This window comes from Pseudomonas sp. P9_2 (assembly GCF_034008255.1).
Lineage (GTDB): Bacteria > Pseudomonadota > Gammaproteobacteria > Pseudomonadales > Pseudomonadaceae > Aquipseudomonas > Aquipseudomonas synxantha_A.
In genome coordinates, this window is sequence record NZ_CP125376.1 from 4,563,212 (window position 1) to 4,590,197 (window position 26,986).

Sequence of the window (26,986 nt, forward strand, 5' to 3'; positions counted from 1 at the left end):
CTAAGGCTTAAGGTCGTGATCAGGTGGCTGTAACGGTCTGATCCCTGGACATCGCCCTCACCAGCGCCCTGGCGACCTGTTCGGCGGAGTAGGGTTTGGCGAGGAACTCAAACCCCTCATAACCGCTGTCCGCCAGCTCTTCGCTGTAGCCCGAGACGAGTACCACCGGCAGGTCCAGACGCCGCTCACGCAGCAGTCTGGCCATTGCAACGCCGGTCATCCCCGGCATCACCACATCCGAAAAAATCGCGTCGAAAGCTCGGGCGTCGTCGCCAGCGAGGGCGAGTGCCTGCTCGGCGTTGGTCGCCCAGGTGGTCTTGTAGCCCAGGTCCTTGAGGATCTGGCTGGCGAAACGTCCCACTTCCAGGTTGTCTTCCACGATCAGCACATGCCGTTGGGCAGCCTCCTGCGGCGGTGCAAGTTGCTCCTGTTCGTCCTGCTGCGGGGCGGGTTCGCCTTCCACTTGGGGCAAATACAAGGTGAACACAGTGCCCAGGCCGAGGGTACTTGTCACATCGATGTTGCCGCCCGACTGTTTGGCAAAGCCGAAGACTTGCGACAGGCCCAGCCCGGTGCCTTTGCCAACGGCCTTGGTGGTGAAGAACGGCTCGAAGATACGGTCGATGGTGTCGCCGGCAATACCGGTGCCGGTGTCGGTCAGAGAGATGCTGATGTACGGCAGGCGTGACTCGGCGTCACCGCGGATGCGCGGCAGCGCTTGCTGTGTGGCGACCTTGAGGGTCAGGGTGCCCTGGCCGTCCATTGCGTCGCGAGCATTGAGTGCGATGTTGAGCAGCGCGGTTTCGAGCTGGCTGGGGTCAATGCGTGCGTAGCACGGCTGATCGGGCAACTGCACCTGTACATGAATGCGGGCGCCGGTGACACTTTCAAGCATCTCGCCGATGTTGCGTACCCGCTGGCTGACATCCAATACCTGCGGGTTCAACGGCTGGCGACGGGCGAAGGCAAGCAATTGGCTGGTGAGTTTACTGGCCCGCTCCACGGTGTCGGAGACGGCGCTCATGTAGCGCTGGCGACGCTCTTGCGACAAGTTCGGTTGGCGCAGGAAGTCCACTGACGAACGAATGATGGTCAGCAGGTTGTTGAAATCATGGGCGACGCCGCCGGTCAGTTGGCCTATGGCTTCAAGCTTCTGTGACTGGCGCAACGCGGCCTCGGCCTGGGCCAGCGCGAGGGTGCGCTCTTCCACGCGCTGCTCCAGCGTGGCGTTGAGTTCGGTGTAGGCCGCCAGGCCCTCGCGTACGGCTGCATCGGCGCGCACGCGCTCGATGTGCGCCCAGGACCGTTCGGTCACTTCACCCAACAACGCCAGATCGTAGGGCGACCAGTAGCGGGGCTGTTTGTCATGCACGGCCATCAACGCCGTGAGACGTCCATCCTTGATCAGCGGCACGCAGATGGTGGCCGTGACGCCCAGCGCCTGAAAGGTTGCCGACTCATCGGCGGGCAGTTCGATCAGGTTATCGCGGATCACCAGGGGCTGACCGGCCCGCAGAGCACTCACCGCGCGTTCGCCGAACGCCGCCAGGCTGTAGTGGCCGATGATGCTGGGTGAGCCCTGCGCCGCCCAGTCGCCACGGATAGTGAAACCATCTTCATCCTCATCCATATCGGCATAGGCGCAAATCGACACTTGCAGGTGTTGCGCCAGCAACTGGGTGGTCGATGTCATGATGGCTTCGGCGTCGGTGGCGCTGGCCACGGCGTTGCCGATGGCATCCAGCACCGCCAGGCGACGGGCGAGGAATACGGTGGAGGTGGTCTCGGTCACCGTATCGAGCATGCCCACCACGTTGCCTCGGGAGTCGCGGATAGGGCTGTAGCAAAAAGTGAAATACGCCTGTTCCGGCGCACCATTGCGCTTGAGCATCAGCGGGAAGTTTTCAATATAGGTGGCATGCCCGTCGAACGCCGCGCTGGCGATGGGGCTTATCTCGCTCCAGGCCTCGTGCCACACCTCGCTGAAAGGGCGGCCCAGTGCCTCCGGCTTGTTGCCCAGAATCGGCCGGAATGCATCGTTGTAGAGCGTAATCAACTCAGGCCCCCAAACGATGGCCTGGGGAAACCTGGAAGCGAAGCACAGCGCGACGGTGGTCTTCAATACATCGGACCACTGCTCCAGCGGGCCGAGGGACGTACTGGCCCAATCATGCTGGCGGACCCGCTCGGCCATGTCGCTGCTGCCTTGCAGCCAATTCATCATGGGGTCAACACCTTATCTACCGCGGTTCGACTATTGCCTGAAACGTCAGGTTGCCAAGCAACAGACCTGAATGACTGCTCCCAGTTCAGCGCGAATATCCAGGTTATTGAGCGGCGAATACACCTGTCCAATAGATACCCGCATCGCTCTTGGGGTCCATCGCGTAGGCCGCGCCCAATTCGCGAAATTGCGGGTTCATCAGGTTGGCGCAATGGCCGGGGCTGGCGAGCCAACCGTCCACGACCTTGCGAGGGGTATCGAGGCCGGCGGCGATGTTTTCGCCGATGTTCTTCGCGATATACCCGGCCAGTTCGGCGCGGTCACCGGGAGTACGACCGTCGTGGTCCAGGTGGTCGAAGAAGTTGCCGTTGGCCATGTTGCGCGTGTGGCTGTTGGCCGCGCTGGCCAGGGTGTCGTTCCACGACAGCGGCGTGGTCGCGCTGAACGCCTGGGTGCCGCATTGGTGTGGTTCGGCGCGCGCGGCGTTGACCAGGTTCAGCAGTTGCTTGCCTTCGGTCTGCCAGTCGCCCAGGCCACTGGTCAACAGCGGGCGGGCCAGCACGATGCGCCAATCCTGGCCGCTGTTGCTGACGCCGATGTCGACATATTGCGGGTCCAGTACCACCCGGCAGAAGCTTTCGCGCACTGCTTTCATGGCGGCGTCGGCATCCTTGGGCCCGGACAGGCTGATGGCCTGCACGTTGACCATAGGGTACGCAGCCCGCGCCAGCGACTGCTGCAAATCGCCGACATTGGAGGCCGGCAGCACCAGCCGTGTGTCGCTGGTCAGCGGTGGCAGTTCCTGGGAACCCTGGTCACCGCAGCGTTGCACCTGGCTGCGGTATTGGTTGATCTGTTGGACTAACTGACTTTCTTCATTCGCCATCGCGCTGGCGCAGAACACCGTAGTGGCGGCCAGCGTCGTAAGACCCATCATCAATGACAGAACGCGCATGGACGTTACCCTTGAGCTTGAAAGTGCCCATGATGCGCGATCCAGGTGCATCCATGCACCCGTTGGTCCGAACTTTTTTCTTCAATTCTTGAATGTCGAGTGTTTTGCGCCCTGATCGCAGAGGGCGAACACCACCACGCCATCGGTGGAGTGAATCGCCGAGGCCGCCACCATCGGGTGCGGGCCATGAGCGGCCCGCAACAGGTACAATCGCCGCTGCCTTGACGCGAAACTCCAGGAATTTGCATGTTCAGCCTTACCCGCTACACCACGCCGTGCCCCGAATCGGTCAATAGCCAGATCCTGCAGATGGTGGTGGACAACCTCACCGACATCAGCAGTGTCGCGCTGGCGCCAAGTAACTTGCTCTACAACATCTACCAGTACGCCATCGGGTTTGAGGTGCACTTGTACCTTGAGGCGTTGAATGGCGAGAAGGGCATCGCCGTCGAGCTGGTCGTGGCGATGCAGGACGAAACCGTTGTCGGTTTTTGCCTGTATCTGCCGGTCAAGAACGACCCTCAAGCCTGCGGCATTGCCTTTATGGCGGTGCAGGCCGGCTTTCGTCGCCAGGGCGTGGCGAAGCAAATGCTGGGCGATGTGCTGGCGCGCTATCCCCACGCCGAACTGGCCTGTGCGGTGGAGAAGGTCCCGGTATTCGAGGCCATGGGGTTTCAGGTGCGCGGCGCACGTGGCACCCAAGTGCTGATGAACACCCGGGACTACGGCACCGAAGGCTTGATGGGGGTGTTGGATGTGGCAGCGATCTATCGTTCGCTGGAAGTGCGCCAGATTCATACCTACCTGCTGCAAAAGCACGGCAAGCGCGCCATGGTCGACGCTGAAAAACAGCGTGACCGGCATCTGGATCAGTTGACGCGCAAGGTGCAGCTGTACATCCAGCAGCGTTTTCCTACGATTTGACCCGCTGGACCATCCCCAGGATGGTCGCCAGCAATTCCTGCTGGGCCTCCTCACGGCTGATCTCGCCATTGGCTGCCGCATGAGACAGGGCTTCCGCCGCACCGAGCATAGCGCGCAAGCCGGCCTTGGAAACACCGCCGCCCGAGGCGAACGGTGACAGTGCGTTGGAGCACTTTTCCAGGAAGATCGCCTCATATTCGCGCTTGAGCACCGCCAGCTCCGGCGAGCCGCTCAGCGCGGCAATCACTCCGGGGATTTCCCGGCCCTGCAACAGTACGCAATCGACATACGCCGACGCGATCACCCATGCCCGGTCCTCTAGCGTCGCCTTACTGGTGTCGATGGCCTCGGTAAAGACCTGGTCCTGGCGCGCATCGAAATCGGCATACAACGCCGCCAGCAATCCCGCACGCGTGGTGAAGTGGTCGTAGACCACCGGCTTGGTCACACCTGCCAGCTCCGCCAGGCGGCCCAGGGTCAGGGCGTCGGTGCCTTCCTCGCGCACCAATTGCCACGCCACATCGAGTAATTGGCGCTGGCGATCTTCACGGGACAAGCGCCGACGTGGGGCAGGGGATTCACTGCTTGACATGGTTATATACCAAAAGTAACTTAAGGGGCATAACTTACTAAACGTAGCTTAATCCTGTCAGGAGTTAAAGTCATGCACGCCTTGATCGTAGTTGCTCATCACGACCGGAAATCGCTCACCCATAGCGTCGCGGCTCAGGTAGGCGCCGGTTTGACCGCCGCCGGCCACACCTTCGAAATCGCCGACCTTGCTGCCGAAGGGTTCGACCCACGCTACACCGCCGCCGACCATCAGGTGCACCGCGCTCATGCAACTCCGCCGGCCGATGTGCTGGCCGAACAGGCGCGTATCGAGCGCGCCGACGCGCTGGTGGTGGCTTTCCCGATCTACTGGTGGTCGATGCCGGCGTTGCTCAAAGGCTGGGTCGACCGCGTGTTCGTCAACGGCTGGGCGATCGATTATGGCCCCGACACACCCGTCGTGAAAAAACTGCGCCACTTGCAGGTGCACCTGCTGGCTCTCGGGGGCGCGGATGACAGCGCTTTCGATCGGCACGGCTATGCCAAGGCCATGCACACCCAGATCGATTACGGCATCTTTGATTACTGCGGGGCGCAGGTGCTGACGTCCAAGCTGCTGCTGGATTCGGAGAGCGGGGGCGCCCAGGCGCACTTGCACACGGCCAAAGCTGTGGGGCAGGGGATGTTCCAGCGCGAGACGGTCGCGGGGTGATTCAGGTGTCGCGAAACAGGTCGTGGGCATCGAGCAAGCGGTAGGCAATCTCGGGGCGTTTTTCCAGGCCGCGGCGGATCGACGCCGGGATCGATTGACGCGTCTTGCGGCACATGCCCGGCAGCTCGTCGATAACGATCTGGATCCCGCGCATACTCTTGACCTCGGTATGCCCAGGCGCAATGTGCACGCGGATGCCCAGTTGCTCGTACATCCGCTGCTGCATGTGTTCAAGGTCTTGCAGACTCTTGAGGTTTTCAAGGCGTTCGAGCAGGATTTTTTCCTGCTGTCGCGTCAACTGGAGGATGCGCAGGTCCGCGCCGGGCGCCTCCAGCAGTTGTTCACGCTCGCACACACAGGCGCCGGGAGGGCAGGGTTGGCGAATGGTCATCGACGCTCCCGGCGAAGTTTCACGATCGGCGTGTCAGTAGGTCAATTGAACGCCCAGGCTGCCCAAGGCTTTCCAGTACTCAGGGTAGGTCTTGGCCACGCAGTCCGGGTCCTGGATGCGAATCCCCGAAACTTTCAGCCCGGCCAGGGCAAAGCACATGGCGATGCGGTGGTCGGCGTGGGTGTCGATCAGCGCCGTGCACGCGGTGCCGCCCAGGGCTGGGTCGCTCGCCACCAGCAAATCGTCGCCCTCAATGCTCGCCAGGCCCGGGCGGATCTCATTGAGGCCGTCGTGCAGTGCCTGTACACGGTCACACTCCTTGACGCGCAGGTTCGCCAGTTCAGTAAAACGCACCGGGGTGTTGTTGAACGCGGCAAGCACTGCCAGCGTCGGGATGGCGTCCTGCATTTGCGAACCGACCACCGTGGCTTGCATGTTCGGGAACTGGGCGATCACGGCCTGGGCCTGGGCGTCCGGCTGGGTGAAATCCTGGGCTGCGACACCGATGTCGATACGGCCAGCGGTCAGCACTTCGGCGGCCCACAGGTAGGTAGCGGCCGAGGCGTCGGGTTCGATCAGGTAATCCCGGGCGGTGTAGCCGGTCGGGGCGACGCGCCAGGTGGTGTCGTCCACGGCTTCAACCTGGGCGCCAAAGGCGCGCATGCAATCCAGGGTCAGGTCCACGTAGCCACGGGCGCCGATGTCTTTGCCGGTCAACGCCACTTCAATCGGCGCCTCACCACAGGCCGCGAGCATCAGCAGGGCCGATACATACTGACTGGACAAGCCGCCATCGATCTCAAAGCGCCTGGCTTGTACCTTGCCTGTGCCATGCACGGTCACGGGCGGGCAGCCAGTGGGGCTGTCGACCTGAATTCCGTTTTGGCCGAGGGCGGTCAGCAGCGGGCCAATCGGGCGCTTTTGCATGTATTCATCGCCGTCCAGCACCACGCTGCCTTGCACGGTGGCCACGGCGGCGGTGAGAAAGCGCATGGCAGTCCCGGCGTTACCGAGGAACAGTGTTTGGGCAGGCAATTGCAGCGAGCCTTGGCTGGTGACGACGAACGTGGTGTCGTCTGGCTCATCGATACTCACACCCATCTGACGCAGGGCGACCGACATGTGGCGAGTGTCATCGCTTTTCAACGCACCGCTCAAACGGCTGGTGCCCTTGGCCAATGCCGCCAGCAACAGGGCGCGGTTGGTGATGGATTTGGAACCGGGGGGCGCGACCTTGCCATTGAGAGGAAAGTTGGGCGGTGTAACGGTCACGGTTTTTTGCGAACTCAAGGTACAAGGCTCCTGGTCAAGGCGAGGTGGCGTGGAGTGGCCGACGTGCGGACCCGAATAATCAGGCAAACACGCCATGCTTGTCGAGTGAGCAAGTGATCTGCGTGATTTTTCTGGGATGTGCTCCGATTCAAATGTGGGACGGGGCCAGCAAGCCCGGCTTAACGCTGGCTCAACCAGTAGTCATGCAGCGCCCGTGCAGCCGGTTCGATTTCGCTGACCTGCTGTTGATGGGCGTTTATATCCAGGTCCGCCGGCAGTTCGAAATTGTCCTGCTCGGCGCACCCGGTGATTTTTTCCAGTTGCCCGGCTTGTTCGGCGGGCAATGGCGGCCAGTTGCCGATCGTCACACCCCGCACATAACCAAAACACCATTCTTCAGCCAGCGTCACCGCCTGGTCTTGATATTCGGTTTCATCGAAACGGGCTTTGAATGCCTGGGAGTCGGTGGCCAATTGAGCGGCCAGGGTATTCATATGGCGTACACACAGTGCGAGAAAATCCTGGGCCTCGCCCATGTTGTCCCATTCAGGGTTTTGCCCACCCCAGATCGCCGGGAACCACTCGGCCACGTCCACCTTGGCCGGGCTGGAAACCAGGGCGGTGAAATAACCGTCGAGTTCGGCCATGTTCAGCACCGAGTGGTCTTCACCGTATTTGAGCAAGGTGGCGTCAATGAAGTCGAAATCGGCGGGAGAGAGGGGTTGGGCGTGCATGGCATATCCTTAAAACGTCGAGCGCCGCTGACAGGGGCGGCTTAAAGCGCAAAGGATGGCGTGTGCACCGGGTTTTATCCAGCGTCTTTTCCCTCACCGTGGCCAGTCCCGCTTTTGGCCGATGCGCCGTGGCGCACCCTTGATATAGTCTGGCCTTTCTCAATCGCCAGTCAGGGATCACTGCCATGTCCGAATACCAAGCCTTCGTCGTCGAACTGAGCGGCAACGTTGCCCATGTGCAGATCAATCGCCCGGAAAAGATCAACGCCATGAACGCGGCGTTCTGGACCGAAATCATCGACATCTTCCAATGGATCGACGACACCGATGCCGTGCGCGCCGTGGTGCTCAGTGGTGCGGGCAAGCATTTCTCTTCGGGTATCGACTTGATGATGCTGGCCTCGATAGCCAACGAGTTCAGCAAGGACGTGGGGCGCAATGCGCGCCTGTTACGGCGCAAGATCCTCGAGTTGCAAGCCTCGTTCAACGCGGTCGACCATTGCCGCAAGCCGGTACTCGCGGCGATCCAGGGCTACTGCATTGGCGGGGCCATTGACCTGATCAGCGCCTGCGACATGCGCTACGCGGCCGAAGGTGCGCAGTTCTCGATCAAGGAAATCGACATCGGCATGGCTGCTGACGTAGGCACTTTGCAACGCCTGCCGCGCATCATCGGCGACGGCATGTTGCGTGAGTTGGCCTACACCGGTCGCCAGTTCGGTGCCGAAGAAGCGCGCAGCCTCGGCCTGGTCAATCGCGTGTATGCCGATCAGGACAGCCTGCTGGCCGGCGTTATGGAAATCGCCCATGAAATCGCCGCCAAGTCGCCAATCGCCGTGACCGGCACCAAAGCCATGATCAGCTACATGCGTGACCACACAGTCAATGACGGCCTGGAATACGTTGCCACCTGGAACTCGGCTATGTTGCAATCCAACGACTTGCGCGTGGCCATCGCGGCCCATATGAGCAAGCAGAAACCTGAATTCGTGGATTGACTGATATGACCCCAGGCTGGATTACCACAACGCTGCTGGATAACGACGCCGTCGGTGGCTGGGCCGTCGCCCGCAGCCGTGAGGGCTTTTTGCATGACGCCAATGGCCCTCTGTTCCCTCGGGAGTGGCTTAAACGCCAGGACCTGCCGGTGTTCGCTGAACACGGCATCGGCCACCTCGATGGTGAACCGGTGTACTTGCTGGAACTCGACAGTGCTGCCGATGTGCCAGGGTGCAGTTGGCAGGGGCTGCGCGGTTTCATGCTCCAGAGTGATCACACTCTCTACAGAGTGCTGGGTTACGCCGCCCAGATCGGCACCTGGGCGCGGGAGCATCGCTTCTGCGGCAGTTGCGGCCAGGCCATGGTTCAGGTCCCACGGGAGCGGGCGATGTACTGCGCGCCTTGCGACCTGCGCAGCTACCCACGGATTTCGCCGAGCATGATCGTGCTGGTGACCCGTGGCGACGAGATCCTGCTGGCGCGCTCGCCACGTTTCGTCACAGGGGTCTACAGCACCTTGGCCGGCTTTGCCGAACCCGGCGAATCGGCCGAAGACTGCCTGATCCGCGAAGTGCGCGAGGAAGTGCAGATAGAAGTGAAGAATATCCAGTACATGGGCAGCCAGTGCTGGCCGTTCCCCCATTCGATGATGCTGGGTTTCCACGCCGAGTACGCCGGTGGCGACATCGTGCCCCAGGCCGACGAGATCGAGGATGCGCAGTGGTTCAACATCCACGAACTGCCGCCGTTGCCGGCGTCACGTTCGATTGCGCGTTACCTGATCGACCTTTACGTGGCCCGCCGCTTAGGCCACGCTGAACCAGTGCTGCCAGGCTAGGCGTACGGTCAGGCCCAGCACCACGGTGATAAACACCGGGCGAATGAATTTGGCGCCGCCGCTGATTGCGCTGCGTGCGCCAAAGAACGCGCCACACATCACTGACACGCCCATCGCCAGCCCGACGATCCAGTCTACCGAGCCGTTGATGATAAACACCGTCAGCGCCGCCGCGTTGCTGACGAAGTTCATGCTGCGCGCGACGCCGCTGGCCTTCACCAGGTCGATGGGGTGCAGCAGCATCGTGCTGACGGTCCAGAATGCACCGGTGCCAGGCCCGGCCACGCCGTCGTAGAAGCCCAGGCCAAAGCCCTGGGTGGCCTGCCATTTCTTCTTGATCGGTGCTTCGGCATCCACCGGCGCCTTTGGCGTACCGCCGAACAACAGGTACACCCCGCAGGCAAAGACGATCACCGGCAGCATCTTGTTCAGGGTTTCGGCGGGCAGGTAGTGGGCGACCACCGCACCGGTCAGCGCGCCGATCAATGTACCGACGATGGCGTGCACCCATTGGCGCGGGTGGAACAGCTTGCGCCGGTAAAAGGTGAAACTGGCGGTGGCCGAGCCGAAGGTGGAGCTGAGTTTGTTGGTGCCCAGTACCAGGTGAGGCGGCATCCCGGCGGTGAGCAGGGCCGGTGTGGTCAGCAGCCCGCCGCCGCCGGCGATGGCGTCGATAAAACCGGCGATAAAGGCAACGACGGCCAGGATGGCCAGGGTGGTGAGGTCAACGCTGAGTTCGAAGGGCATGGGCAGGGCTTATTGTTGGAGGTGCGCTATGCGAAGGCCGCCATCTTACCTGCCGAATGCACGCAGAACCAAATGTGGGAGCAAGCCCTTCCCACATTTTTAAACCCGTCTGCTTGGCTATTTGTGGGTTCCCAGCCACTCCAGCGCCGTACGCCAGATGCAAATGCCCAGGAAATACGCCGACATCAGCGACCACAAGCCAAACGTCCACGGGTTGGTGTTGGGATAGTCCACCACCATCAAAAAGCTGCACAGCAACCAGATCGTAGTCACCGCAATATTGATCGGCATGAAGCGCTTGACCCGGAATGGGTGCAAAAACTTCATCGGTGTCACGGTCAACAGGGCCAGGCCGATCACGGTCAGCAAGGTGACCCAGGCGTCAGGCTGGATGATGTACACGCACAGGGCGACCACGTTCCAGGCGGCGGGGAAGCCGACGAAGTAGTTGTCCTTGCTCTTCATGTTCACATTGCAAAAGCAGAACAGCGAAGACACCAGAATCACCGACACCGTAAACAGGTGGGTAAATTCCGGCAGGTCGATATAGCGGTAGATAAACAGTGCGGGGATGAACACATAGGTGAGGTAATCGATCACCAGGTCCAGGACCGAGCCGTCAAAGCTGGGCAATACCGTGCTGACATTCACCCGTCGCGCCAGCGAGCCATCGACGCCATCCACCACCAGCGCCAGGCCCAGCCACAGCAGGCACGCCTTGGGGGAGTTTTCCAGCAGCGCCAGGGTGGCCAGGAAGGCCAGTACCACTCCGGTGGCGGTAAAGCCGTGGGCGCCCCAGGCTTTGAGTCTGGCTACATGCAGGGTCGATATCACGGGCGGTTCTCCAAAAGGTCAAACGGGGCAGCCGACAACGTAGCGCCGTCGAGTCTGGCCGGGGAATGCAGGTATCGACCGGGAAGAGGGGGATAAGGTTCACCGCCCGGTGTCTGCGTAAGCGTAGCAAGCGTAGGACGATTCGGCATCAACCCTGACGGAACACCAGGGCCTTCAACCCACTTTGCGGATCGACGTCGGGGAATTCCGGCGGGTTGTCCAGGCGCTGCACAAAGCGCAGGCCCGGTGCCTCGCGGGTTACACCGTCAATCAGGAAATCCTCGCCGAAGGCTGGGTCGTTCATGCACGCCAGCACCGTACCCTGGGCGGTGAGCAAGTCCGGCAGGCGGCGCAGCACGCGCTGGTAGTCCTTGGTCAGCAGGAAGCTGCCTTTCTGGAACGACGGCGGGTCGATGATCACCAGATCGTAGGGGCCGCTGTGGGTGACCTTGGCCCAGGACTTGAACAAGTCGTGGCCCAAAAAGGTGACTTTGCTCAGGTCGTGCACGTTCAGGCGATGGTTGTCGCGGCCACGACTGAGGGCGCCACGGGCCATGTCCAGGTTCACCACATGGTCGGCGCCGCCTTCGATGGCGGCCACCGAAAAACCGCAGGTATAGGCAAACAAATTCAGCACACGCTGGCCTTGGGCCTGTTCGCGCACCCAGTTGCGCCCGTAGCGCATGTCGAGAAATAGCCCGCTGTTCTGTTTTTTGCCCAGGTCGATCAGGTACCGCAGGCCGCCTTCGGTGATGGTCAACTCATCGATGGCCTCACCCACCAACCACTCGGTGGTGCTTTGCGGCAGGTAGCGGTGTTGCAGGGCCACTGCGCGCGCGCCAACGCCCGCCCAGTCGATGTGCAGCAGCGTCTGCTTGAGCGCTTGCAGGTGCTCGGTTTCCTTGAACAGCGCCACCAGCACCACCCCTTGCAGCCAGTCCACCGTCAGTTGTTCCAGGCCCGGCCAGCAACGGCCGCGGCCATGGAACAGGCGCCGGGTTTCCACCGGTGCGTCAGCCAGGGCGGTCAGCAAGTGGGCGTGAAGGGTAGCGAGTGCGTCTGGGTTCATCGTTGTGCGTCAGTCATCGGGCGGGCGGCATTTTAAACACAATTGCCGGGTTTGCGGGTGCATGAGCACAACGTGCTGGAATAAAGCCGATCTACAGTGATTCATGCTCAAAATTCTGTTGGGTGAGCCTGATAACAGGCAAAAAATCCTTCAGCACCGACATAAACTGGAAAAAAGTCCGGAGGTGCCCATGAACGGTTTCGCCCACGCAGTCAATCACACGGCGCAGGATCAGCAGGAGCTGGATGAGTGGAGTGATGCCCTGGCCTCGCTGGTGGCCAATGCCGGCCCCGCCCGGGCCCGCGAAATTCTCGACCTGCTGGCCCGCGAAGGCGGTGCGCCGGGCATCGACTGGAAACCCCGCCACGGCACACCGTATATCAACAGCATCAGCGTCGAGCAGCAGTCGGCTTTTCCCGGCGACCTGGCAACCGAAGAGCGCCTCGCCTCGCTGGTGCGCTGGAATGCCCTGGCCATGGTGGTGCGCGCCAATCAGGCGTATGGCGAACTGGGCGGGCATATCGCCAGTTACGCTAGCGCCGCGGATTTGTTCGAAGTGGGCTTCAACCACTTTTTCCGCGCCCGCAGCGAGCAATCCGGCGGTGACCTGGTGTTCTACCAGCCCCATTCAGCACCCGGTATTTATGCCCGTGCCTACCTTGAAGGGCGCCTGACAGAACAGGATCTGGCCCACTACCGCCAAGAAATCGGTGGGCCGAAGGAGGGCGCTCGCGGGCTGTCCAGCTATCCCCATCCATGGTTGATGCCCGACTTCTGGCAGTTCCCCACCGGTTCCATGGGCATTGGCCCCATCAGCTCGATTTTCCAGGCGCGCTTTATGCGTTACCTGCAGCACCGCAGCTTGCAGGACACCTCGGACCGCCATGTATGGGGCGTGTTCGGCGACGGCGAAATGGACGAACCGGAAAGCATGTCAGCCCTGACCCTGGCCGCCCGCGAGGGCCTGGATAACCTGACCTGGGTCGTCAACTGCAACCTGCAACGCCTCGACGGCCCGGTACGCGGCAATGGGCGCATCATCGACGAGTTGGAGGCCTTGTTCAGCGGCGCCGGTTGGAACGTGATCAAACTGGTGTGGGGCTCGGACTGGGATGCGTTGCTCGCCAAGGACGCCGACGGCTCATTGGTCCGAACCCTTTCGCAGACCGTGGATGGCCAGTTCCAAACCTTCGCCGCCAAGGATGGCGCCTATAACCGCGAGCATTTTTTTGGCCAGAGTGAATCCCTGGCCAAGCTGGTCGAGAGCCTGAGCGATGAGCAGATCGACCGCCTCAAGCGTGGCGGCCATGACATGGTCAAGATCCACGCCGCTTACCACGCTGCCCGCCGGACCAAGGGCAAACCCACGGTGATCCTGGCCCAGACCAAAAAAGGTTTTGGCATGGGCGAAGCCGGGCAGGGCAAGATGACCACTCACCAACAGAAGAAGCTTGATCGCCAGGCGCTGATTGCCTTTCGCAATCGCTTCCAATTGCCGCTGTCGGATGAGCAGGTCGAGTCCTTGAGTTTTTTCAAGCCGGCCGATGACAGCCTGGAATTGCGCTACCTGCACCAGCGCCGCAAGGCCCTGGGCGGTTACGTGCCCAGCCGCAGCCAGCTTGCCGCGCGTGTCAGTGTGCCGTCGATGAGCGGTTATGCGGGTTTCGCCACGGCCGCCGAAGGCAAGGAAATGTCTACCACCATGGCCTTCGTCCGTATGCTCACCCACTTGCTCAAAGACGGACAATTGGGGCCGCGCATCGTGCCCATCGTTGCCGACGAGGCGCGTACGTTTGGCATGGCCAACCTGTTCAAGCAGATTGGCATCTACTCCAGTGTCGGCCAGCACTATGAGCCGGAAGACATCGGCTCGATCCTCAGTTACCGCGAAGCCACCGACGGGCAGATCCTGGAAGAAGGCATCAGCGAAGCCAGCGCCATCAGTTCCTGGGTGGCCGCCGCGACCAGTTACTCGGTGCATGGCCTGCGCATGTTGCCCTTCTATATCTATTACTCAATGTTCGGTTTTCAGCGCGTGGGCGACCTGATCTGGGCGGCTGCCGACCAGCGTGCCCGGGGCTTCCTGCTCGGCGCCACGGCCGGGCGCACCACCCTGGGCGGCGAAGGTTTGCAGCATCAGGACGGCAGCAGCCACCTTGCTGCCGCCGCCGTGCCCAATTGCCGCGCCTACGATCCAGCGTTCGCCGGTGAGTTTGCGGTGATCCTCGACCACGGTATGCGTCGGATGCTGGAGCAGGATGTCGACGAGTTCTACTACGTGACGCTGATGAACGAAAACTACGCGCAACCCAGCCTGCCGGAAGGCGTGGAAGGCGCGATCATCAAGGGCATGTATCGCTTGCAGGGTACGCAGGACGCGCAGGTGCGCCTGCTCGGCTCCGGCACGCTGGTGCGTGAGGCCCTGGCGGCGGCGCAGTTGCTGATGGACGACTGGCAGGTGCAAAGCGCGGTGTACAGCGTCACCAGCTTCAGTGAACTGGCGCGGCAAGCGAGAGAGGTGGAGCGCTGGAATCGCCTGCATCCGCAGAGCATCAAGCGTGTCAGTCATTTGCATGACTGTTTGCCCAAAGGCGCACCGGTGATTGCCGTGTCCGACTATGTGCGGGCAGTGCCGCAGATGATTGGCTCGTACGTGGATTCGGGCTACACCGTGCTCGGCACCGATGGGTTTGGGCGCAGTGATACACGGGCGGCGTTGCGTGATTTCTTTGAGGTGGATCGGCACCATATTGTGCTGGCAGCGTTGACGGCATTGGTGGAGCAGGGGAGTTTGGCGCCGGCGGTGTGTCAGCGCGCGATTCATCTCTACGGGTTGCAGCCAGAACGGGATGCGCCCTGGACCTGCTGATTGTGGGAGGGGCGGTGCGACGATTCGACTTGCTCCCACATTAGAGTGTGGCGATCAGGGCTGGCCCGAAGGCATCCTTGAGGAAACCCGGGGCGATATAGCGCTCGTAATGCGCCTCTGAAAGCAGAAAGAATTCCCGATCTATCGCATCGCGCAAATCCGCCAAGTGGCGCTCGCGAAACTCCGGCAGCAATGCCAATCCATAGGCATCCAGCCTGGAAATCACCCGCGCACCCCGCGCGATCAGCTGGTATGCCCAGCAATACGGCGACTGGTGCGGCATAAAGCGAATCTTGCGGGCCTCCAGCTGCTGTCGCAGGCAGTGTGGGTCGAACACTTCCAGCTTGCTGGCCATCACCTGCACCAGTAGCTGTTCCAGGCGCAGCCATACCGCCTGTTTTTCCTCGGCGTTATAGCCATTCCACTGGATCACCTCGTGGTGATAGCGCTTGCAGCCCCGACAGACCAGATCACCGTAGACGGTGGAGCACAGGCCGACGCAAGGGGTCTTGATGGAGTGCGGCATTTTCAAGCCTTTGAAGAAAGTGTAAGCGTATTTAGTCAGTGTTTCTGCGTCGCCAAATGGGCAACGATGGCTTCAATCCATTGCGAGCGACACCCATGAGAACACCGATCAAACCCTGGCTGTATGCCGTGATGTTCACCGCTGTTGCCGGCTGTTCCAACCCACCCACTCATAGAGACATCGCCATGCCAAAACCCCTGGTATCCCTCGCCGTACTCAAGGCAAAACCTGGCCAAGAGCACGCGCTCAAGACTGGCTTGCTGAGCCTGATCGAACCGACGCGGGCCGAACCTGGCAATCTGGATTACGTGTTGTTCGAGCGACGCGATGAACCCGGCACGTTCTATATGCGCGAGGCATTCAAGAGCCAGGCAGCACTGGATGAGCATTTTGCCACGCCGTACTTCCAGCACTTTGCCGCCACGGCGGATGCTTTGCTCAGCGAGCCGTTGCAGTTGATTTTCCTGGAGCAGGTGTCGGACTGACGCCATTGACTGTAGGAGCGAGCTTGCTCGCTCCTACAGGGTTACGTCAGTCCCAGCTCAGCGCACCACCTGTTTGATACTCGATCACACGGGTCTCGAAGAAGTTTTTCTCTTTCTTCAAGTCCATGATCTCGCTCATCCACGGGAACGGGTTGGTGGTGCCTGGGTACTCTTCCTTCAAGCCAATCTGCGACAGGCGACGGTTGGCGATGAACTTGAGGTAATCCTCCATCATCGCCGCGTTCATACCGAGCACACCGCGAGGCATGGTGTCGCGCGCATATTCAATCTCTAGCTGCGTGCCCTGCAAAATCATCTGGGTCGCTTCTTCCTTCATCTCGGCATCCCACAAGTGCGGGTTTTCGATTTTGATCTGGTTGATCACATCGATACCGAAGTTCAGGTGCATCGACTCATCGCGCAGGATGTACTGGAACTGCTCGGCCACGCCGGTCATCTTGTTGCGGCGGCCCATGGACAGGATCTGGGTGAAGCCGCAGTAGAAGAAGATGCCTTCCAGCACGCAGTAGTAAGCGACCAGGTTACGCAGCAGTTCCTTGTCGGTCTCGACGGTGCCGGTTTCGAACTTCGGATCGGAGATCGAGCGGGTGTACTTGAGGCCCCAGGCTGCCTTTTTGGCGACCGATGGAATCTCGTGGTACATGTTGAAGATCTCGCCTTCATCCATGGCCAGCGATTCGATGCAGTACTGGTAGGCGTGGGTGTGGATCGCTTCTTCGAAGGCCTGGCGCAGGATGTACTGGCGGCACTCCGGGTTGGTGATCAGGCGGTACACGGCCAGCACCAGGTTATTGGCGACCAGGGAGTCGGCGGTGGAGAAGAAGCCCAGATTGCGCATGACGATGCGGCGTTCGTCGTCGGTCAGGCCTTCGGGGTTTTTCCACAGGGCGATGTCGGCGGTCATGTTGACCTCTTGCGGCATCCAGTGGTTGGCGCAGCCGTCGAGGTATTTCTGCCAGGCCCAGTCGTACTTGAAAGGCACGAGTTGGTTGAGGTCGGCGCGGCAGTTGATCATGCGCTTTTCGTCTACGGCGACGCGGGCGGCGGAGCCTTCCAGCTCGGCGAGGCCTTCGGCGACGTCGAGTTTGTCCAGGGCGGCCTTGGCGCGGATGATCGCGGCGGAGTCGTTGGCGGTCACGTTGCGCGCCTCCAGGGCAGCAGCGGCGCCGGCACCGTCGAGGCGGTCCATGTTGGCTTCGCTTGCATGGCCGGCGTTGGCGCCTTTGATCACCGCTGCACCGGTGTCTTCGTTGTCGACTTCATCCCAACTCAGCATTGAAATACTCCCTTCTGATCCGTTCTGACGGTGTTCAACCCGTCCAAAAAATGTGCGATTTGCAGGCTACCAGGCATTGAAATACTGCGCTGAGTGTGGTCGGTAAATACCGATTCTGCACACTATGTAGTGGTCTGTTCTGTTTGTGGGCACACTATATGGTGTGTAACAAGGTTGGTCAACGCACAAGATATGCGGTCGTACGTCGCTGTCGAGCGTGCGGCGCCGGGCAGATGGGCGCCGAAGGATATTCGTCTCATATATCATTATGGAATGGATAAATAGTTATTTATTCCTTTTAATGTTTTCTCGTGAGGCGCATTTTGGGGGCCTGCGCATTCGTGCGGATTGACCCAACAGCCAAAAGGAAAGCCGACATGACCATCAAAGCGATCAACGTGCGCAACCAGTTCAAAGGCGTAATCAAGGAAATTCTGCTGGGGGAAGTTGTGTCGGAAATCGACGTGCAGACGGCGTCCGGCATTGTTACTTCGGTGATTACCACGCGCTCGGTACGTGACCTGGAATTGAAGGTGGGCAGCGAAGTGATTGCTTTTGTGAAGTCGACGGAAGTGTCCATCGCCAAGTTGTGAATGGATAACGTGGGTGGGGATTGCTCACCCCTCCCACGAATGCTTCGCTGGGCAAGTCAGCGCTGGCGCAAGGCACGTTCCATGCGCTGTATACCTTCCTCGAGCATCGCCCGTGGGCAACCGAAGTTCAGGCGCACGAACTGTTGGCTGTCATCGCCAAATTCAATCCCGGCACTCAGGCCGACCCTGGCCTGTTCCAGAAAGAACCGTTGCGGGTCTTCCAGGCCCAATGCGCTGCAATCGAGCCACGCCAGGAAGGTACCTTGTGGTGCGTGCATCACTACACCGGGCAGGCGGGTCTTTAGCGCATCGAGCAGGTAATCACGGTTGGCCTGCAGGTACTGCAACAGCGCAGCGAGCCAGTCGCCGCATTGGCTGTAGGCCGCGCGAGTGGCTTCCAGGCCCAGGGGGCTGACGCTGTCGACCATGCCGCAGCGCGCGTTATTGAAGCGCTCGCGCAGCTCGGCGTTTTGCACCACGGCGAAGCAGGTCTTCAAACCCGCCACGTTATACGCCTTGCTCGCCGACATCAGGGTGATGGTGCGTTGGGCAATTTCGGGGCTGAGGCTGGCGGTGGGGATATGCCGACGACCATCGAAGCACAGCTCGGCATGAATCTCGTCGCTGATGATCAGCGCGCCGCTGTCAAGGCAGGCGTCGGCCACGGCCTGCAGTTCTTCGCGGGGGAATACTTTGCCGATGGGATTGTGCGGGTTACTCAGCAGCAGCGCACCGGCACCGCTCAATGCCTGGCGCATCGCAGGCATTGGCGTGACGTATTCGCCGTTGATCAACTCGAACGGCATTTCGATGCGCGGCAGGTTCCAGTTGCCGGGTGCCAGGCGAATCGGCCGGTAGTTGGGGGTTTGCAGCACTACCGCCTGACCGGGTTGGACGAAGGCGTGCAAGGCCATGTTGAACCCAGGCTCGACGCCAGGCAGAAATAGCAGTTCTTCAGGTTGTACGCGCCAGGCGTACTTGGCCCACAGGTCCGCGATGATGGCCTCGCGCACATCCGGGCCGGCCATGCTGTAGCCAAGAATCTGTTGGTCGAGGCGCGTGTGCAGGGCTTGCAATACAGCGGGCGGCGCGGCGATGTCCATATCGGCGATCCACATCGGCAGAACGTCTTGCGGGTAACGGCTCCACTTGGTACTGCCGGTACCGTGGCGTGGGTGGAGCGTGTCGAAATCAAAGCTCATGAAAAAGGCTCGTATCAAAGCGGCGGCGAAAAAGTGGCGCTGATTCTAGCGCCATTGACGGTACAAATGTGGGAGGGGCTTGCTCCCTCCCACATCGATTTATTCGCCGTTTCGTTGTGCGTCCGTTCCATGGCCGACAAGTTCTGTAATAAAAACGCCATTGCGCTGGGGATTGAATCGGGGAGGGGCTATTTTGGTGCATCTCAATAACCAGAGTAGCCATGGATGAAATACCAACCTTTGCGCCGAACCTTGATCGCCACCGCGTTGGTGTTGACGGTCAACGGAGTACAAGCCGCTTCCCAGGCGCCGGTAGCCGGTGAAAATGGCATGGTGGTGACGGCCCAGCACCTGGCCACCCATGTCGGCGTGGATGTGCTCAAGGCCGGCGGCAACGCAGTGGATGCAGCCGTTGCCGTGGGCTACGCGCTGGCGGTGGTGTACCCGGCGGCGGGTAACCTCGGTGGCGGCGGTTTCATGACCGTGCAACTGGCGGACGGACGCAAGACCTTCCTCGACTTCCGCGAAAAGGCCCCGTTGGCGGCCACCGCCGACATGTATCTGGACAAGGCCGGCAATGTGGTCGAGGGCCTCAGCGCCAAAGGCCATTTGGCGGTCGGCGTACCGGGTACTGTTTCCGGTATGGAACTGGCCCTGAGCAAATACGGCACTCTCAAGCGCGCCCAGGTGATTGCCCCGGCGATCAAACTGGCGGAAAACGGCTTTGAGCTGGAGCAGGGCGATATCGACCTGTTGCACACCGCCACTGGCGAATTCGAGAAAGACCAGGATTTGCGCGGGATCTTCCTGCACAACGGCCAACCGCTGCAGGTGGGCCAGAAATTGGTGCAAAAAGACCTGGCCAGGACCCTCAAGGAAATCTCCGCCAAGGGCACCGACGGTTTCTATAAAGGTTGGGTGGCCAAGGCCTTGGTGGATTCCAGCCAGGCCGGCAAGGGCATCATCACCCAGGCCGACCTCGACAAGTACAAGACCCGCGAACTGGCGCCCATCGAGTGCGATTACCGTGGTTACCATGTGGTCTCGGCGCCGCCACCCAGTTCGGGCGGCGTGGTGATCTGCCAGATCATGAACATCCTCGAAGGCTACCCGATGGCCGACCTCGGTTATCACTCGGCCCAGGGCCTGCACTACCAGATCGAAGCGATGCGCCATGCCTACGTGGACCGCAACAGCTACCTCGGCGATCCGGATTTCGTGAAGAACCCGATCGAGCATCTACTGGACAAGAACTACGCCACCAAGCTGCGCGCTGCCATCGAGCCGCAAAAGGCCGGTGATTCCCAGGCGATCAAGCCAGGGGTGTCACCCCACGAAGGCAACAACACCACTCACTATTCGATCGTCGACAAATGGGGCAACGCGGTCTCGGTGACCTACACCCTCAACGACTGGTTTGGTGCCGGGGTGATGGCGAGCAAGACCGGGGTGATCCTCAACGATGAAATGGACGACTTCACCGTCAAGGTCGGCGTGCCGAACATGTACGGGCTGGTGCAGGGCGAAGCCAACGCTATCGCTCCGGGCAAGGCGCCGCTGTCGTCGATGAGCCCGACCATCGTCACCAAGGACGGCAAGGCGGTCATGGTGGTCGGCACGCCAGGTGGCAGCCGCATCATCACCGCCACCTTGCTGACCATCCTGAATGTGATCGACTACAAGATGAATATCCAGGAAGCGGTCGACGCACCACGCTTCCATCAGCAATGGATGCCCGAGACCACTAACCTTGAGACCTTTGCGGTCAGCCCGGATACCCAGAAGATCCTCGAAAGCTGGGGCCATAAGTTTGCAGGCCCCCAAGATGCCAACCACTTGGCCGCGATCCTGGTAGGCGCGCCTTCCCTGGGTGGCAAGCCAGTGGGTAACAATCGTTTCTATGGGGCGAACGATCCGCGGCGCAACACGGGCTTGTCGTTGGGTTACTAAAGCCTGGTACGGTAAAAAATGTGGGAGCGGGCTTGCCCGCGAAAGCGGTGGGTCAGTCTATGCATTTGCTAGCTGATACATAGCATTCGCGGGCAAGCCCGCTCCCACAGGGGAAGTGTGTCAGCGCTTGAGCAACTGCTCTACTGCGGAAAATGCCGCCTGGCGACGCTGCTCCCAATCCCCGCGAATCACCACCACCGGCTGTTGATGCTCTTGCATCCACTCCAGGCTGGCCTGGAAAAACGCCCGGCGGTCGGCCAGTTCCGGCTGGCAGCGCTGGCCATCGGCGCTCCATTCCACGTCCTCGGGGGATAGCAGCAGGTGCAGGTCGTACTGCCGGGCCAGCAGTTCGTCATCAAGCCAACCGGGGTAATCGCCAAACAGGGTCTGGCTCCATAGCCTGTTGGTCAGCAGGTGGGTGTCGAGGATCAACAGCGCAGGATGCCGGGCGCGGGCGCTGTCTTCCCAGGCTAATTGGCCATGGGCGATGGCGGGGATATCCGCCAGGGTCGTGTCACGCTGATGGTGATCGATGAAATGCCGCACGTATTCACCCACCATCAACCCGCCGAAGTGCGCGTGCAGTTGCGCCGCCAACCAGCTTTTGCCGCTGGATTCGGGGCCTGCCAATACCACCACCTTCATGAGTGCAACGCCGGGTCGGCGCGCCATTCGCGCCAGCCTTGTACCGCAATCACGGTAAACAGTGCATAGAGCGCCGCAGTGAGATAGAGGCCTTTGTAGAGAAACAGGCCGACAAAAATCACGTCAACGACAATCCACAGCGCCCAGCACTGCACGCGCTTTTGCGCCATCCACATCTGCGCCACCAGGCTGAAACCGGTGAGGGCGGCGTCGAGCCAGGGTTGGGCGGCGTCGGTCCAGTGGGCCATGGCGGCGCCAAGCAACAGGCTGCCGACGGCGCCTACGGCCAGGCTGATCATGATCGCAGGCGCTCGCAGGCTGGTGACCTGACGGCCCTGTTTGACTTCGCCGGCACGGGTCCATTGCCACCAGCCATACACCTGCAACGCGGCGTAGACCACTTGCAGCAGCATGTCGGAGTAGAGCTTGACCTCGAAAAACACCCAGGTGTAGAGCAGCACCATCACCAGGCCGATGGGCCAGCACCAAGGGTTTTGTTTGACCGTCAGCCAGACAGCGATCACCCCCAGGGCGGCGGCGAACAGTTCAAGCCCGGACATGGCGGATCCTTGGGAAGTGGGAGAGGGCGGTGATTGTACCCAGAGCTCAGCGATCCTCAAAACACAGCCATACAAATGTGGGAGGGGGCTTGCCCCATGCCCTGTGTAGGAGCGAGCTTGCTCGCGAAAAACCCAGAGGCGCCGCGTTTACTCAGGAAACACGCGTTACCGTTGACGTTTTTCGCGAGCAAGCTCGCTCCTACATAGGGCTAAGCAAGCCCCTTCCCACAATTTACCCGGCGCTAGATTCGGAATTGGCGCAACAGCCCATCAAGCTGTTCACTCAAGCCCCGCAACTGCGCACTCGCCACGCTGGATTGTTCCGCCGCCAGCGCCGTGCTGTGGGACAGCCCGGCCGCCTGGGTGACGTTCTGGTTGATGTCTTCCACCACATGGGCTTGTTGCAGGGTGGCGCTGGCAATCGAAGCATTCAACCCGTTGAGGTTATGCAGTGCCTGGCCGATGGCGGTGAGGCTGGCTCCGGCCTGGCCGGCCTGTTCGATGGTCAGTTGCGAGGCGCTGTGGCTGTCGCTGATGACCTTGACCGCCGCTTCCGAGTGGCCTTGCAGGCGCTCGATCATCACCTGGATTTCGGCGGTGGACTTTTGCGTGCGCTGGGCCAGCAAGCGCACTTCATCGGCAACCACCGCAAAGCCACGGCCTTGCTCCCCGGCGCGGGCGGCTTCGATGGCGGCGTTGAGGGCGAGCAGGTTGGTCTGGTCGGCGATGGAACGGATCACTTCGAGTACGCCGCCGATCTGCGTGCTTTCGCTGGAGAGCGTGCGGATTACCTCCACAGCCTGGCTGATGGTGGAGGAGAGCTGATCGATCTGCTGCAAACTGCCGTCAATATTCACTTGGCCCTGTTGCGCCTGGGCCTGGGCATCGCGCATTTCGCTGGCCGCGTGCTCGGCATTCTTGGCCACGTCCTGCACGCCGTAAGTGACTTCGTTGATGGCGGTGGCCACCAGTTCCATCTGCTGCGATTGCTGCTGGCTGCGGTCGTGGGCCTGGCTGGCGTTGTGGCCCAGCTCCGTGGATGACTGGCCCAGCGCGTTCGCGCACGTCTGCAGTTGGCCGACCACCTGGCGCAACTTGGCGGTGAAGCCATTGAAATGGCGGGCCAGCTGGGTAAGCTCGTCGCTGCCATGGGTGTCCAGGCTGCGGGTCAGGTCGCTTTCACCGCTGGCAATATTGCCCATGGCATTCACCGCCGCCTGCAACGGCTGCACGATACTGCGGGCGATCAGCACCACCAGCACGGCCATCATCAGTGCAATGCCCAGGCCGATTGCCGAGGCTTTCCATACCTGGGTCTTGAACTCGGCCTGCACATCATCCACGTACACGCCGGAGCCGATGATCCAGCCCCAGGGTTCGAACAGCTGGATATAGGAGGTTTTCTCCACCGGTGCGTCGGCGCCCGGTTTCGGCCAGCGATAGTTGACGATGCCGGCGCCCTTGGCCTTGGCCAGAATCACGAACTCATTGAACACGGCGAAACCATCCGGGTCACGAATCGCCGAGAGGTTCTGGCCATCGAGCTTGGGGTTGGCCGCGTGCATGATCATCACGGGGGTGAGGTCGTTGATCCAGAAGTAGTCATCGTGATCGTAGCGCAGGCCACGCACCGCGCTCAGGGCTTGCTGCTGCGCGGCGTCGCGGGTCAGTACCCCGGTTTTCTCCAGGTTCTGGTAATACCCGAGTACGCCGCTGGCGGTCTGCACCACGTGCTGGGTCTGCTGGCGCTTGGCCTGGTAGAGGTCGCCGTGGATCTGGTTCAGCATCAGCAGCCCCAAGGCCAGCAGCATCAACACGGCGACTATCAGGATCAGCCAAAGGCGGCGGCTGATCGACATGCTGCGCAAACTGTTCATCGTCCTGTCACTCCATGCTCTTTATAATTGTGGTGCTGCTTCGAGATTTCCGGCGTGTCTGATAGGCTTTCGGCCCGGAATCGAAAAACCTGAGTACTGCCTGATTTTTCACGGAATTTTTGCAGACCGGCGTTGAGAATCAACCGCGGGCGCTTGAGTGCGCTCGTCGTCAGTGAACTTTAAAAAAACTTAAGAGGCATGCCATGCGCATGACCTTTGGAGAGAGCATGGATTTTTGGACCGCCATACAGGCATTGATTCTCGGCATCGTCGAGGGGCTGACGGAGTTCCTGCCGATCTCCAGCACCGGGCACCAGATCATCGTCGCCGACCTGATCAATTTCGGCGGCGAGCGTTTCGAAGCTTTCAATATCATCATCCAGCTGGGCGCGATTCTCGCGGTGGTCTGGGAGTTTCGCCGCAAGATCCTCGATGTGGTCATCGGCCTGCCGACCCAGCCCAAGGCCCGGCGTTTCACCGTCAACCTGATCATCGCCGTATTGCCGGCGGTGGTACTCGGGGTGATTTTTGCCGACCTGATCAAGCATTACCTGTTCAACCCGATCACCGTCGCCAGTGCCCTGGTGGTCGGTGGGGTGATCATGTTGTGGGCCGAACAGCGCCAACATGCGGTGCGTGCTGAAACGGTGGATGACATTACCTGGAGAGACGCCCTCAAGGTCGGCCTGGCCCAGTGCCTGGCAATGATCCCGGGCACTTCGCGCTCCGGTGCGACGATCATCGGCGGCCTGTTGTTCGGCCTGTCGCGCAAGACGGCCACCGAGTTTTCGTTCTTCCTGGCCATGCCGACCATGGTCGGGGCAGCGGTGTACTCGGGCTACAAGTACCGCGATCTGTTCCAGCCGGCGGACTTCCCGGTATTCGCCATTGGTTTTGTCACCTCGTTCATCTTCGCCATGATCGCGGTCAAGGGCTTGCTCAAGTTCATCGCCAGCCACAGCTACGCAGTCTTTGCCTGGTACCGGATTGCGTTCGGCCTGGTCATCCTGGCGACCTGGCAATTCGGCTGGATCGACTGGACGGCCGTCAAGCCATGAGCATCCAGCATCCACGCCTGAAGGCGCTGATCTTTGTGTTGTTATGCGCCGCGCCACTGCTGGGTTCGGCGCTGCTATGGTATCGCGGCGAGACGGTGATCCCGCTGGCGGCGTATGGCGTGGTCAGCGTGGTGGCGTTCTTCCTGTACTGGAGCGACAAGCGCAAGGCGCAGACCGAGGGCAGGCGCACCCCGGAAAACATTCTGCACGCTGTCGAGCTGGCCGGCGGTTGGCCGGGTGCGCTGATTGCCCAGCAGGTGTTCCGACACAAGACGCGCAAGGTGTCTTACCAGGTGCTGTTCTGGGTGATCGTGCTGCTGCATCAGGTGTTTTGGCTGGACCAGCTGTTCCTGGGCGGTACGCTGCTTTCAATCCTCTAGCAACAAACCGACCTGCGTGCGCTTGGGCAGCTTGCTGACCACCAGTTGGTGGGAGCGCTGCAACAAACCACGCAGCTCGTCGGCGCCCAGCGGGTAGGGCGTATTCATGATAATCCACTGCGCCCGCGCCAGATACGGTGCGGGGTGGATGCCGGGGCGGTCGACGTGGCCCAGGAACAGTTCCTTGTCGACCTTGAACGCCAGCGAGTCGCCGCGCAGGTTCTGCAAGGCGAACATCTTGTTGCCGGCAATCGAGAACACGCGCACGCCGCCCCACTTATAATCTTCCCGCGCACCGGGCAGGGTCAGGCAGAACGCGGCCACTTGTGCTTCAGTCATGCTCATAACAATCGATCTCCACAGCCTTTGAAGCCTTCTTCCAGATAGTCGATCCACGCGCGGATCGCCGGCAGCACGCCGCGCCGATGCGGGTACACGGCCTGCAACCAGCCGCCCGGCAACGACCACTGCGGCAGCAGCTGCACCAGGCGGCCGCTGGCCAGTTCCTCTTCGCAATACATCATCGGCAGCACGGTGAAGCCGACGCCGAGTAGCGCGCTGGTCTTGCGCACGATAAAGTCTTCGATGCCCAGGCGGGCCTCCATCACCAACTCATGGGCGTTGCCCTGTGGGTCGATAATGCGTTGGTGCACCATGCGGTCCGCCTCAAGTGCACCGAGTATGGGCAGTTGTTTGAGGTCTTCCAGGGTTTCGACTTGCCGATCACGCATGAAGCCGGGGCTGGCGACCAATACGGTATGCGCCTGGCGCAAGCGTTTGGTGACCAGCAGCGGGTCTTCGTCGCCCAACTCTCGCACGCGTAGCGCCACGTCAATGCCTTCGGCGACCAGGTCGACACGGCGATTGACCAAGGTCATGTCCAATTGCACCAACGGGTGCGCGGCCAGAAAGCCGGCCACCAGTTCCGGCAGAATCTGCTGGGCCAGACCCACCGGACACGTGACCCGCAGGCGTCCACGCGGCTCGCTGGACATGCTGGCCACCGCCTCATCGGCCATCTCCGCTTCCAGCAACATCGCCTGGCAATGGCGCAGATAACGTTCGCCCACGGCAGTCAGCGTCAATTGCCGGGTAGTGCGTTGCAGCAAGCGCGCTCCCAGGCGTTCTTCGAGCTCGGCAATGCGCCGCGACAGCCTGGACTTGGGTATCCCCAATAGCCGGCCCGCCGCGGCGAAACCACCGGCTTCGACCACTTTGGCGAAATAGTAGAGATCGTTAAGGTCTTGCATGGTCGGCCTATTGTCCTGTCAGTGGGACGAACTATCCACGTGT

Annotated in this window: 29 protein-coding genes; 11 read left to right on the top strand and 18 right to left on the bottom strand. The window is 61.1% G+C overall.

The features are described 5' to 3' along the window. Positions 1 to 19 precede the first annotated feature (19 nt). The 3 genes from QMK52_RS20330 to QMK52_RS20340 form a co-directional block, all read right to left on the bottom strand. Positions 20 to 2,224 (bottom strand): GAF domain-containing protein, encoded by a 2,205-nt coding sequence (locus tag QMK52_RS20330; protein ID WP_320403305.1) that lies wholly within the window; start codon positions 2,222 to 2,224, stop codon positions 20 to 22. A 103-nt stretch (positions 2,225 to 2,327) separates the two neighbouring features. Continuing rightward, positions 2,328 to 3,179, bottom strand: coding sequence for a CAP domain-containing protein (locus tag QMK52_RS20335; protein WP_005788547.1), 852 nt, complete (start codon positions 3,177 to 3,179; stop codon positions 2,328 to 2,330). Between the two features lie 81 nt (positions 3,180 to 3,260). After that, entirely contained in the window at positions 3,261 to 3,389 is a 129-nt protein-coding gene (locus QMK52_RS20340) for a hypothetical protein (protein ID WP_005788545.1), read from the bottom strand. A 36-nt stretch (positions 3,390 to 3,425) separates the two neighbouring features. On the opposite strand from QMK52_RS20340, the gene QMK52_RS20345 reads away from it, so the two are divergent. Beyond that, entirely contained in the window at positions 3,426 to 4,103 is a 678-nt protein-coding gene (locus tag QMK52_RS20345; protein ID WP_005788544.1) for a GNAT family N-acetyltransferase, read from the top strand. On the opposite strand, the gene QMK52_RS20350 is transcribed toward QMK52_RS20345, so the two are convergent. Beyond that, a complete protein-coding gene (locus QMK52_RS20350) occupies positions 4,093 to 4,695 on the bottom strand; it encodes a TetR/AcrR family transcriptional regulator (RefSeq protein WP_005788542.1) in 603 nt (200 codons plus the stop codon). The genes QMK52_RS20345 and QMK52_RS20350 overlap by 11 nt on opposite strands. Positions 4,696 to 4,767: 72 nt before the next feature. Between QMK52_RS20350 and QMK52_RS20355 the strand changes: the two genes are divergently transcribed. Continuing rightward, positions 4,768 to 5,367 carry an NAD(P)H-dependent oxidoreductase gene (locus QMK52_RS20355; protein ID WP_005788541.1) on the top strand — a complete coding sequence of 200 codons (600 nt, stop codon included), beginning with the start codon at positions 4,768 to 4,770 and terminating at the stop codon, positions 5,365 to 5,367. Between the two features lies 1 nt (position 5,368). Here QMK52_RS20355 and QMK52_RS20360 read toward each other — a convergent pair whose 3' ends face one another. The 3 genes from QMK52_RS20360 to QMK52_RS20370 all read right to left on the bottom strand — a co-directional run bounded on the left by QMK52_RS20360 (position 5,369) and on the right by QMK52_RS20370 (position 7,764). After that, a complete protein-coding gene (locus QMK52_RS20360) occupies positions 5,369 to 5,758 on the bottom strand; it encodes a hypothetical protein (protein ID WP_005788540.1) in 390 nt (129 codons plus the stop codon). Between the two features lie 33 nt (positions 5,759 to 5,791). Further along, complete coding sequence (locus tag QMK52_RS20365) at positions 5,792 to 7,048, bottom strand: 3-phosphoshikimate 1-carboxyvinyltransferase (protein WP_320403306.1); 1,257 nt, start codon at positions 7,046 to 7,048, stop codon at positions 5,792 to 5,794. A gap of 161 nt (positions 7,049 to 7,209) precedes the next feature. Further along, positions 7,210 to 7,764 (bottom strand): UPF0149 family protein, encoded by a 555-nt coding sequence (locus tag QMK52_RS20370; protein WP_005788536.1) that lies wholly within the window; start codon positions 7,762 to 7,764, stop codon positions 7,210 to 7,212. Between the two features lie 185 nt (positions 7,765 to 7,949). On the opposite strand from QMK52_RS20370, the gene QMK52_RS20375 reads away from it, so the two are divergent. Further along, on the top strand, positions 7,950 to 8,762 hold the full coding sequence (locus QMK52_RS20375) for a crotonase/enoyl-CoA hydratase family protein (protein WP_005788534.1): 813 nt from the start codon (positions 7,950 to 7,952) through the stop codon (positions 8,760 to 8,762). Between the two features lie 5 nt (positions 8,763 to 8,767). Then, positions 8,768 to 9,601 carry an NAD(+) diphosphatase gene (gene nudC / locus QMK52_RS20380; RefSeq protein WP_320403307.1) on the top strand — a complete coding sequence of 278 codons (834 nt, stop codon included), beginning with the start codon at positions 8,768 to 8,770 and terminating at the stop codon, positions 9,599 to 9,601. Here the strand turns inward: nudC and QMK52_RS20385 are convergent. The 3 genes from QMK52_RS20385 to QMK52_RS20395 form a co-directional block, all read right to left on the bottom strand. Then, a complete protein-coding gene (locus tag QMK52_RS20385) occupies positions 9,569 to 10,348 on the bottom strand; it encodes a TSUP family transporter (RefSeq protein ID WP_005788530.1) in 780 nt (259 codons plus the stop codon). The genes nudC and QMK52_RS20385 overlap by 33 nt on opposite strands. A 117-nt stretch (positions 10,349 to 10,465) precedes the next feature. Further along, the gene (gene pcsA, locus QMK52_RS20390) at positions 10,466 to 11,182 is read right to left on the bottom strand and encodes a phosphatidylcholine synthase (RefSeq protein ID WP_005788529.1); all 717 of its coding nucleotides are present in this window, start codon (positions 11,180 to 11,182) and stop codon (positions 10,466 to 10,468) included. Between the two features lie 148 nt (positions 11,183 to 11,330). Further along, positions 11,331 to 12,251 (bottom strand): class I SAM-dependent methyltransferase, encoded by a 921-nt coding sequence (locus QMK52_RS20395; protein WP_320403308.1) that lies wholly within the window; start codon positions 12,249 to 12,251, stop codon positions 11,331 to 11,333. A gap of 190 nt (positions 12,252 to 12,441) precedes the next feature. Here QMK52_RS20395 and mdeB point away from each other — a divergent pair, with 190 nt between their 5' ends. Beyond that, positions 12,442 to 15,120, top strand: coding sequence for an alpha-ketoglutarate dehydrogenase (mdeB, locus tag QMK52_RS20400; protein WP_320403309.1), 2,679 nt, complete (start codon positions 12,442 to 12,444; stop codon positions 15,118 to 15,120). 40 nt (positions 15,121 to 15,160) lie between these two features. Here the strand turns inward: mdeB and QMK52_RS20405 are convergent, their stop codons facing one another. After that, positions 15,161 to 15,646, bottom strand: a complete 486-nt coding sequence (locus tag QMK52_RS20405) for a DUF1289 domain-containing protein (protein WP_005788526.1) — start codon at positions 15,644 to 15,646, stop codon at positions 15,161 to 15,163. A gap of 185 nt (positions 15,647 to 15,831) precedes the next feature. Between QMK52_RS20405 and QMK52_RS20410 the strand changes: the two genes are divergently transcribed. Next, positions 15,832 to 16,131 carry a putative quinol monooxygenase gene (locus tag QMK52_RS20410; RefSeq protein ID WP_005788525.1) on the top strand — a complete coding sequence of 100 codons (300 nt, stop codon included), beginning with the start codon at positions 15,832 to 15,834 and terminating at the stop codon, positions 16,129 to 16,131. A 46-nt stretch (positions 16,132 to 16,177) separates the two neighbouring features. On the opposite strand, the gene QMK52_RS20415 is transcribed toward QMK52_RS20410, so the two are convergent. Beyond that, positions 16,178 to 17,428: a ribonucleotide-diphosphate reductase subunit beta gene (locus QMK52_RS20415; RefSeq protein WP_005788524.1), complete on the bottom strand. Its 1,251-nt coding sequence runs from the start codon at positions 17,426 to 17,428 to the stop codon at positions 16,178 to 16,180. A gap of 377 nt (positions 17,429 to 17,805) precedes the next feature. Between QMK52_RS20415 and QMK52_RS20420 the strand changes: the two genes are divergently transcribed. After that, on the top strand, positions 17,806 to 18,021 hold the full coding sequence (locus QMK52_RS20420; protein ID WP_003173733.1) for a TOBE domain-containing protein: 216 nt from the start codon (positions 17,806 to 17,808) through the stop codon (positions 18,019 to 18,021). Positions 18,022 to 18,077: 56 nt separating this feature from the next. On the opposite strand, the gene QMK52_RS20425 is transcribed toward QMK52_RS20420, so the two are convergent. Next, the gene (locus QMK52_RS20425) at positions 18,078 to 19,223 is read right to left on the bottom strand and encodes a MalY/PatB family protein (RefSeq protein WP_194438367.1); all 1,146 of its coding nucleotides are present in this window, start codon (positions 19,221 to 19,223) and stop codon (positions 18,078 to 18,080) included. On the opposite strand from QMK52_RS20425, the gene QMK52_RS20430 reads away from it, so the two are divergent. Next, positions 19,197 to 19,433 carry a hypothetical protein gene (locus QMK52_RS20430; RefSeq protein WP_157264161.1) on the top strand — a complete coding sequence of 79 codons (237 nt, stop codon included), beginning with the start codon at positions 19,197 to 19,199 and terminating at the stop codon, positions 19,431 to 19,433. The genes QMK52_RS20425 and QMK52_RS20430 overlap by 27 nt on opposite strands. A 15-nt stretch (positions 19,434 to 19,448) precedes the next feature. Then, complete coding sequence (ggt, locus tag QMK52_RS20435) at positions 19,449 to 21,173, top strand: gamma-glutamyltransferase (RefSeq protein ID WP_005788522.1); 1,725 nt, start codon at positions 19,449 to 19,451, stop codon at positions 21,171 to 21,173. A 120-nt stretch (positions 21,174 to 21,293) separates the two neighbouring features. Here ggt and QMK52_RS20440 read toward each other — a convergent pair whose 3' ends face one another. From QMK52_RS20440 to QMK52_RS20450, 3 genes are all read right to left on the bottom strand, one after another. Continuing rightward, positions 21,294 to 21,818 (bottom strand): AAA family ATPase, encoded by a 525-nt coding sequence (locus QMK52_RS20440; RefSeq protein WP_078821440.1) that lies wholly within the window; start codon positions 21,816 to 21,818, stop codon positions 21,294 to 21,296. Then, positions 21,815 to 22,378 carry a nicotinamide riboside transporter PnuC gene (pnuC, locus tag QMK52_RS20445; RefSeq protein ID WP_194438364.1) on the bottom strand — a complete coding sequence of 188 codons (564 nt, stop codon included), beginning with the start codon at positions 22,376 to 22,378 and terminating at the stop codon, positions 21,815 to 21,817. Before pnuC ends, QMK52_RS20440 begins: the two co-directional genes overlap by 4 nt. Positions 22,379 to 22,620: 242 nt before the next feature. Continuing rightward, positions 22,621 to 24,255 (bottom strand): methyl-accepting chemotaxis protein, encoded by a 1,635-nt coding sequence (locus QMK52_RS20450; protein WP_122734185.1) that lies wholly within the window; start codon positions 24,253 to 24,255, stop codon positions 22,621 to 22,623. Between the two features lie 227 nt (positions 24,256 to 24,482). On the opposite strand from QMK52_RS20450, the gene QMK52_RS20455 reads away from it, so the two are divergent. Both QMK52_RS20455 and QMK52_RS20460 read left to right on the top strand, forming a co-directional pair. Then, positions 24,483 to 25,313 (top strand): undecaprenyl-diphosphate phosphatase, encoded by an 831-nt coding sequence (locus tag QMK52_RS20455; protein WP_122734186.1) that lies wholly within the window; start codon positions 24,483 to 24,485, stop codon positions 25,311 to 25,313. Continuing rightward, positions 25,310 to 25,693: a DUF1294 domain-containing protein gene (locus QMK52_RS20460; protein WP_122734187.1), complete on the top strand. Its 384-nt coding sequence runs from the start codon at positions 25,310 to 25,312 to the stop codon at positions 25,691 to 25,693. Before QMK52_RS20455 ends, QMK52_RS20460 begins: the two co-directional genes overlap by 4 nt. Here QMK52_RS20460 and QMK52_RS20465 read toward each other — a convergent pair. Both QMK52_RS20465 and QMK52_RS20470 read right to left on the bottom strand, forming a co-directional pair. Continuing rightward, complete coding sequence (locus QMK52_RS20465) at positions 25,682 to 26,038, bottom strand: MmcQ/YjbR family DNA-binding protein (RefSeq protein ID WP_005788516.1); 357 nt, start codon at positions 26,036 to 26,038, stop codon at positions 25,682 to 25,684. The genes QMK52_RS20460 and QMK52_RS20465 overlap by 12 nt on opposite strands. Continuing rightward, positions 26,035 to 26,943 carry a LysR substrate-binding domain-containing protein gene (locus QMK52_RS20470; protein ID WP_005788515.1) on the bottom strand — a complete coding sequence of 303 codons (909 nt, stop codon included), beginning with the start codon at positions 26,941 to 26,943 and terminating at the stop codon, positions 26,035 to 26,037. Before QMK52_RS20470 ends, QMK52_RS20465 begins: the two co-directional genes overlap by 4 nt. Positions 26,944 to 26,986: the final 43 nt, after the last annotated feature.

Bases quoted from the DNA above. Each gene is read 5' to 3' on its own strand.
- QMK52_RS20330 (WP_320403305.1), bottom strand. From the start codon at position 2,224: ATGATGAATTGGCTGCAAGGCAGCAGCGACATGGCCGAGCGGGTCCGC.
- QMK52_RS20335 (WP_005788547.1), bottom strand. From the start codon at position 3,179: ATGCGCGTTCTGTCATTGATGATGGGTCTTACGACGCTGGCCGCCACT.
- QMK52_RS20345 (WP_005788544.1), top strand. From the start codon at position 3,426: ATGTTCAGCCTTACCCGCTACACCACGCCGTGCCCCGAATCGGTCAAT.
- QMK52_RS20350 (WP_005788542.1), bottom strand. From the start codon at position 4,695: ATGTCAAGCAGTGAATCCCCTGCCCCACGTCGGCGCTTGTCCCGTGAA.
- QMK52_RS20355 (WP_005788541.1), top strand. From the start codon at position 4,768: ATGCACGCCTTGATCGTAGTTGCTCATCACGACCGGAAATCGCTCACC.
- QMK52_RS20360 (WP_005788540.1), bottom strand. From the start codon at position 5,758: ATGACCATTCGCCAACCCTGCCCTCCCGGCGCCTGTGTGTGCGAGCGT.
- QMK52_RS20370 (WP_005788536.1), bottom strand. From the start codon at position 7,764: ATGCACGCCCAACCCCTCTCTCCCGCCGATTTCGACTTCATTGACGCC.
- QMK52_RS20375 (WP_005788534.1), top strand. From the start codon at position 7,950: ATGTCCGAATACCAAGCCTTCGTCGTCGAACTGAGCGGCAACGTTGCC.
- nudC (WP_320403307.1), top strand. From the start codon at position 8,768: ATGACCCCAGGCTGGATTACCACAACGCTGCTGGATAACGACGCCGTC.
- QMK52_RS20385 (WP_005788530.1), bottom strand. From the start codon at position 10,348: ATGCCCTTCGAACTCAGCGTTGACCTCACCACCCTGGCCATCCTGGCC.
- QMK52_RS20395 (WP_320403308.1), bottom strand. From the start codon at position 12,251: ATGAACCCAGACGCACTCGCTACCCTTCACGCCCACTTGCTGACCGCC.
- mdeB (WP_320403309.1), top strand. From the start codon at position 12,442: ATGAACGGTTTCGCCCACGCAGTCAATCACACGGCGCAGGATCAGCAG.
- QMK52_RS20405 (WP_005788526.1), bottom strand. From the start codon at position 15,646: ATGCCGCACTCCATCAAGACCCCTTGCGTCGGCCTGTGCTCCACCGTC.
- QMK52_RS20410 (WP_005788525.1), top strand. From the start codon at position 15,832: ATGCCAAAACCCCTGGTATCCCTCGCCGTACTCAAGGCAAAACCTGGC.
- QMK52_RS20415 (WP_005788524.1), bottom strand. From the start codon at position 17,428: ATGCTGAGTTGGGATGAAGTCGACAACGAAGACACCGGTGCAGCGGTG.
- QMK52_RS20420 (WP_003173733.1), top strand. From the start codon at position 17,806: ATGACCATCAAAGCGATCAACGTGCGCAACCAGTTCAAAGGCGTAATC.
- QMK52_RS20425 (WP_194438367.1), bottom strand. From the start codon at position 19,223: ATGAGCTTTGATTTCGACACGCTCCACCCACGCCACGGTACCGGCAGT.
- ggt (WP_005788522.1), top strand. From the start codon at position 19,449: ATGAAATACCAACCTTTGCGCCGAACCTTGATCGCCACCGCGTTGGTG.
- QMK52_RS20440 (WP_078821440.1), bottom strand. From the start codon at position 21,818: ATGAAGGTGGTGGTATTGGCAGGCCCCGAATCCAGCGGCAAAAGCTGG.
- pnuC (WP_194438364.1), bottom strand. From the start codon at position 22,378: ATGTCCGGGCTTGAACTGTTCGCCGCCGCCCTGGGGGTGATCGCTGTC.
- QMK52_RS20450 (WP_122734185.1), bottom strand. From the start codon at position 24,255: ATGAACAGTTTGCGCAGCATGTCGATCAGCCGCCGCCTTTGGCTGATC.
- QMK52_RS20455 (WP_122734186.1), top strand. From the start codon at position 24,483: ATGGATTTTTGGACCGCCATACAGGCATTGATTCTCGGCATCGTCGAG.
- QMK52_RS20460 (WP_122734187.1), top strand. From the start codon at position 25,310: ATGAGCATCCAGCATCCACGCCTGAAGGCGCTGATCTTTGTGTTGTTA.
- QMK52_RS20465 (WP_005788516.1), bottom strand. From the start codon at position 26,038: ATGAGCATGACTGAAGCACAAGTGGCCGCGTTCTGCCTGACCCTGCCC.
- QMK52_RS20470 (WP_005788515.1), bottom strand. From the start codon at position 26,943: ATGCAAGACCTTAACGATCTCTACTATTTCGCCAAAGTGGTCGAAGCC.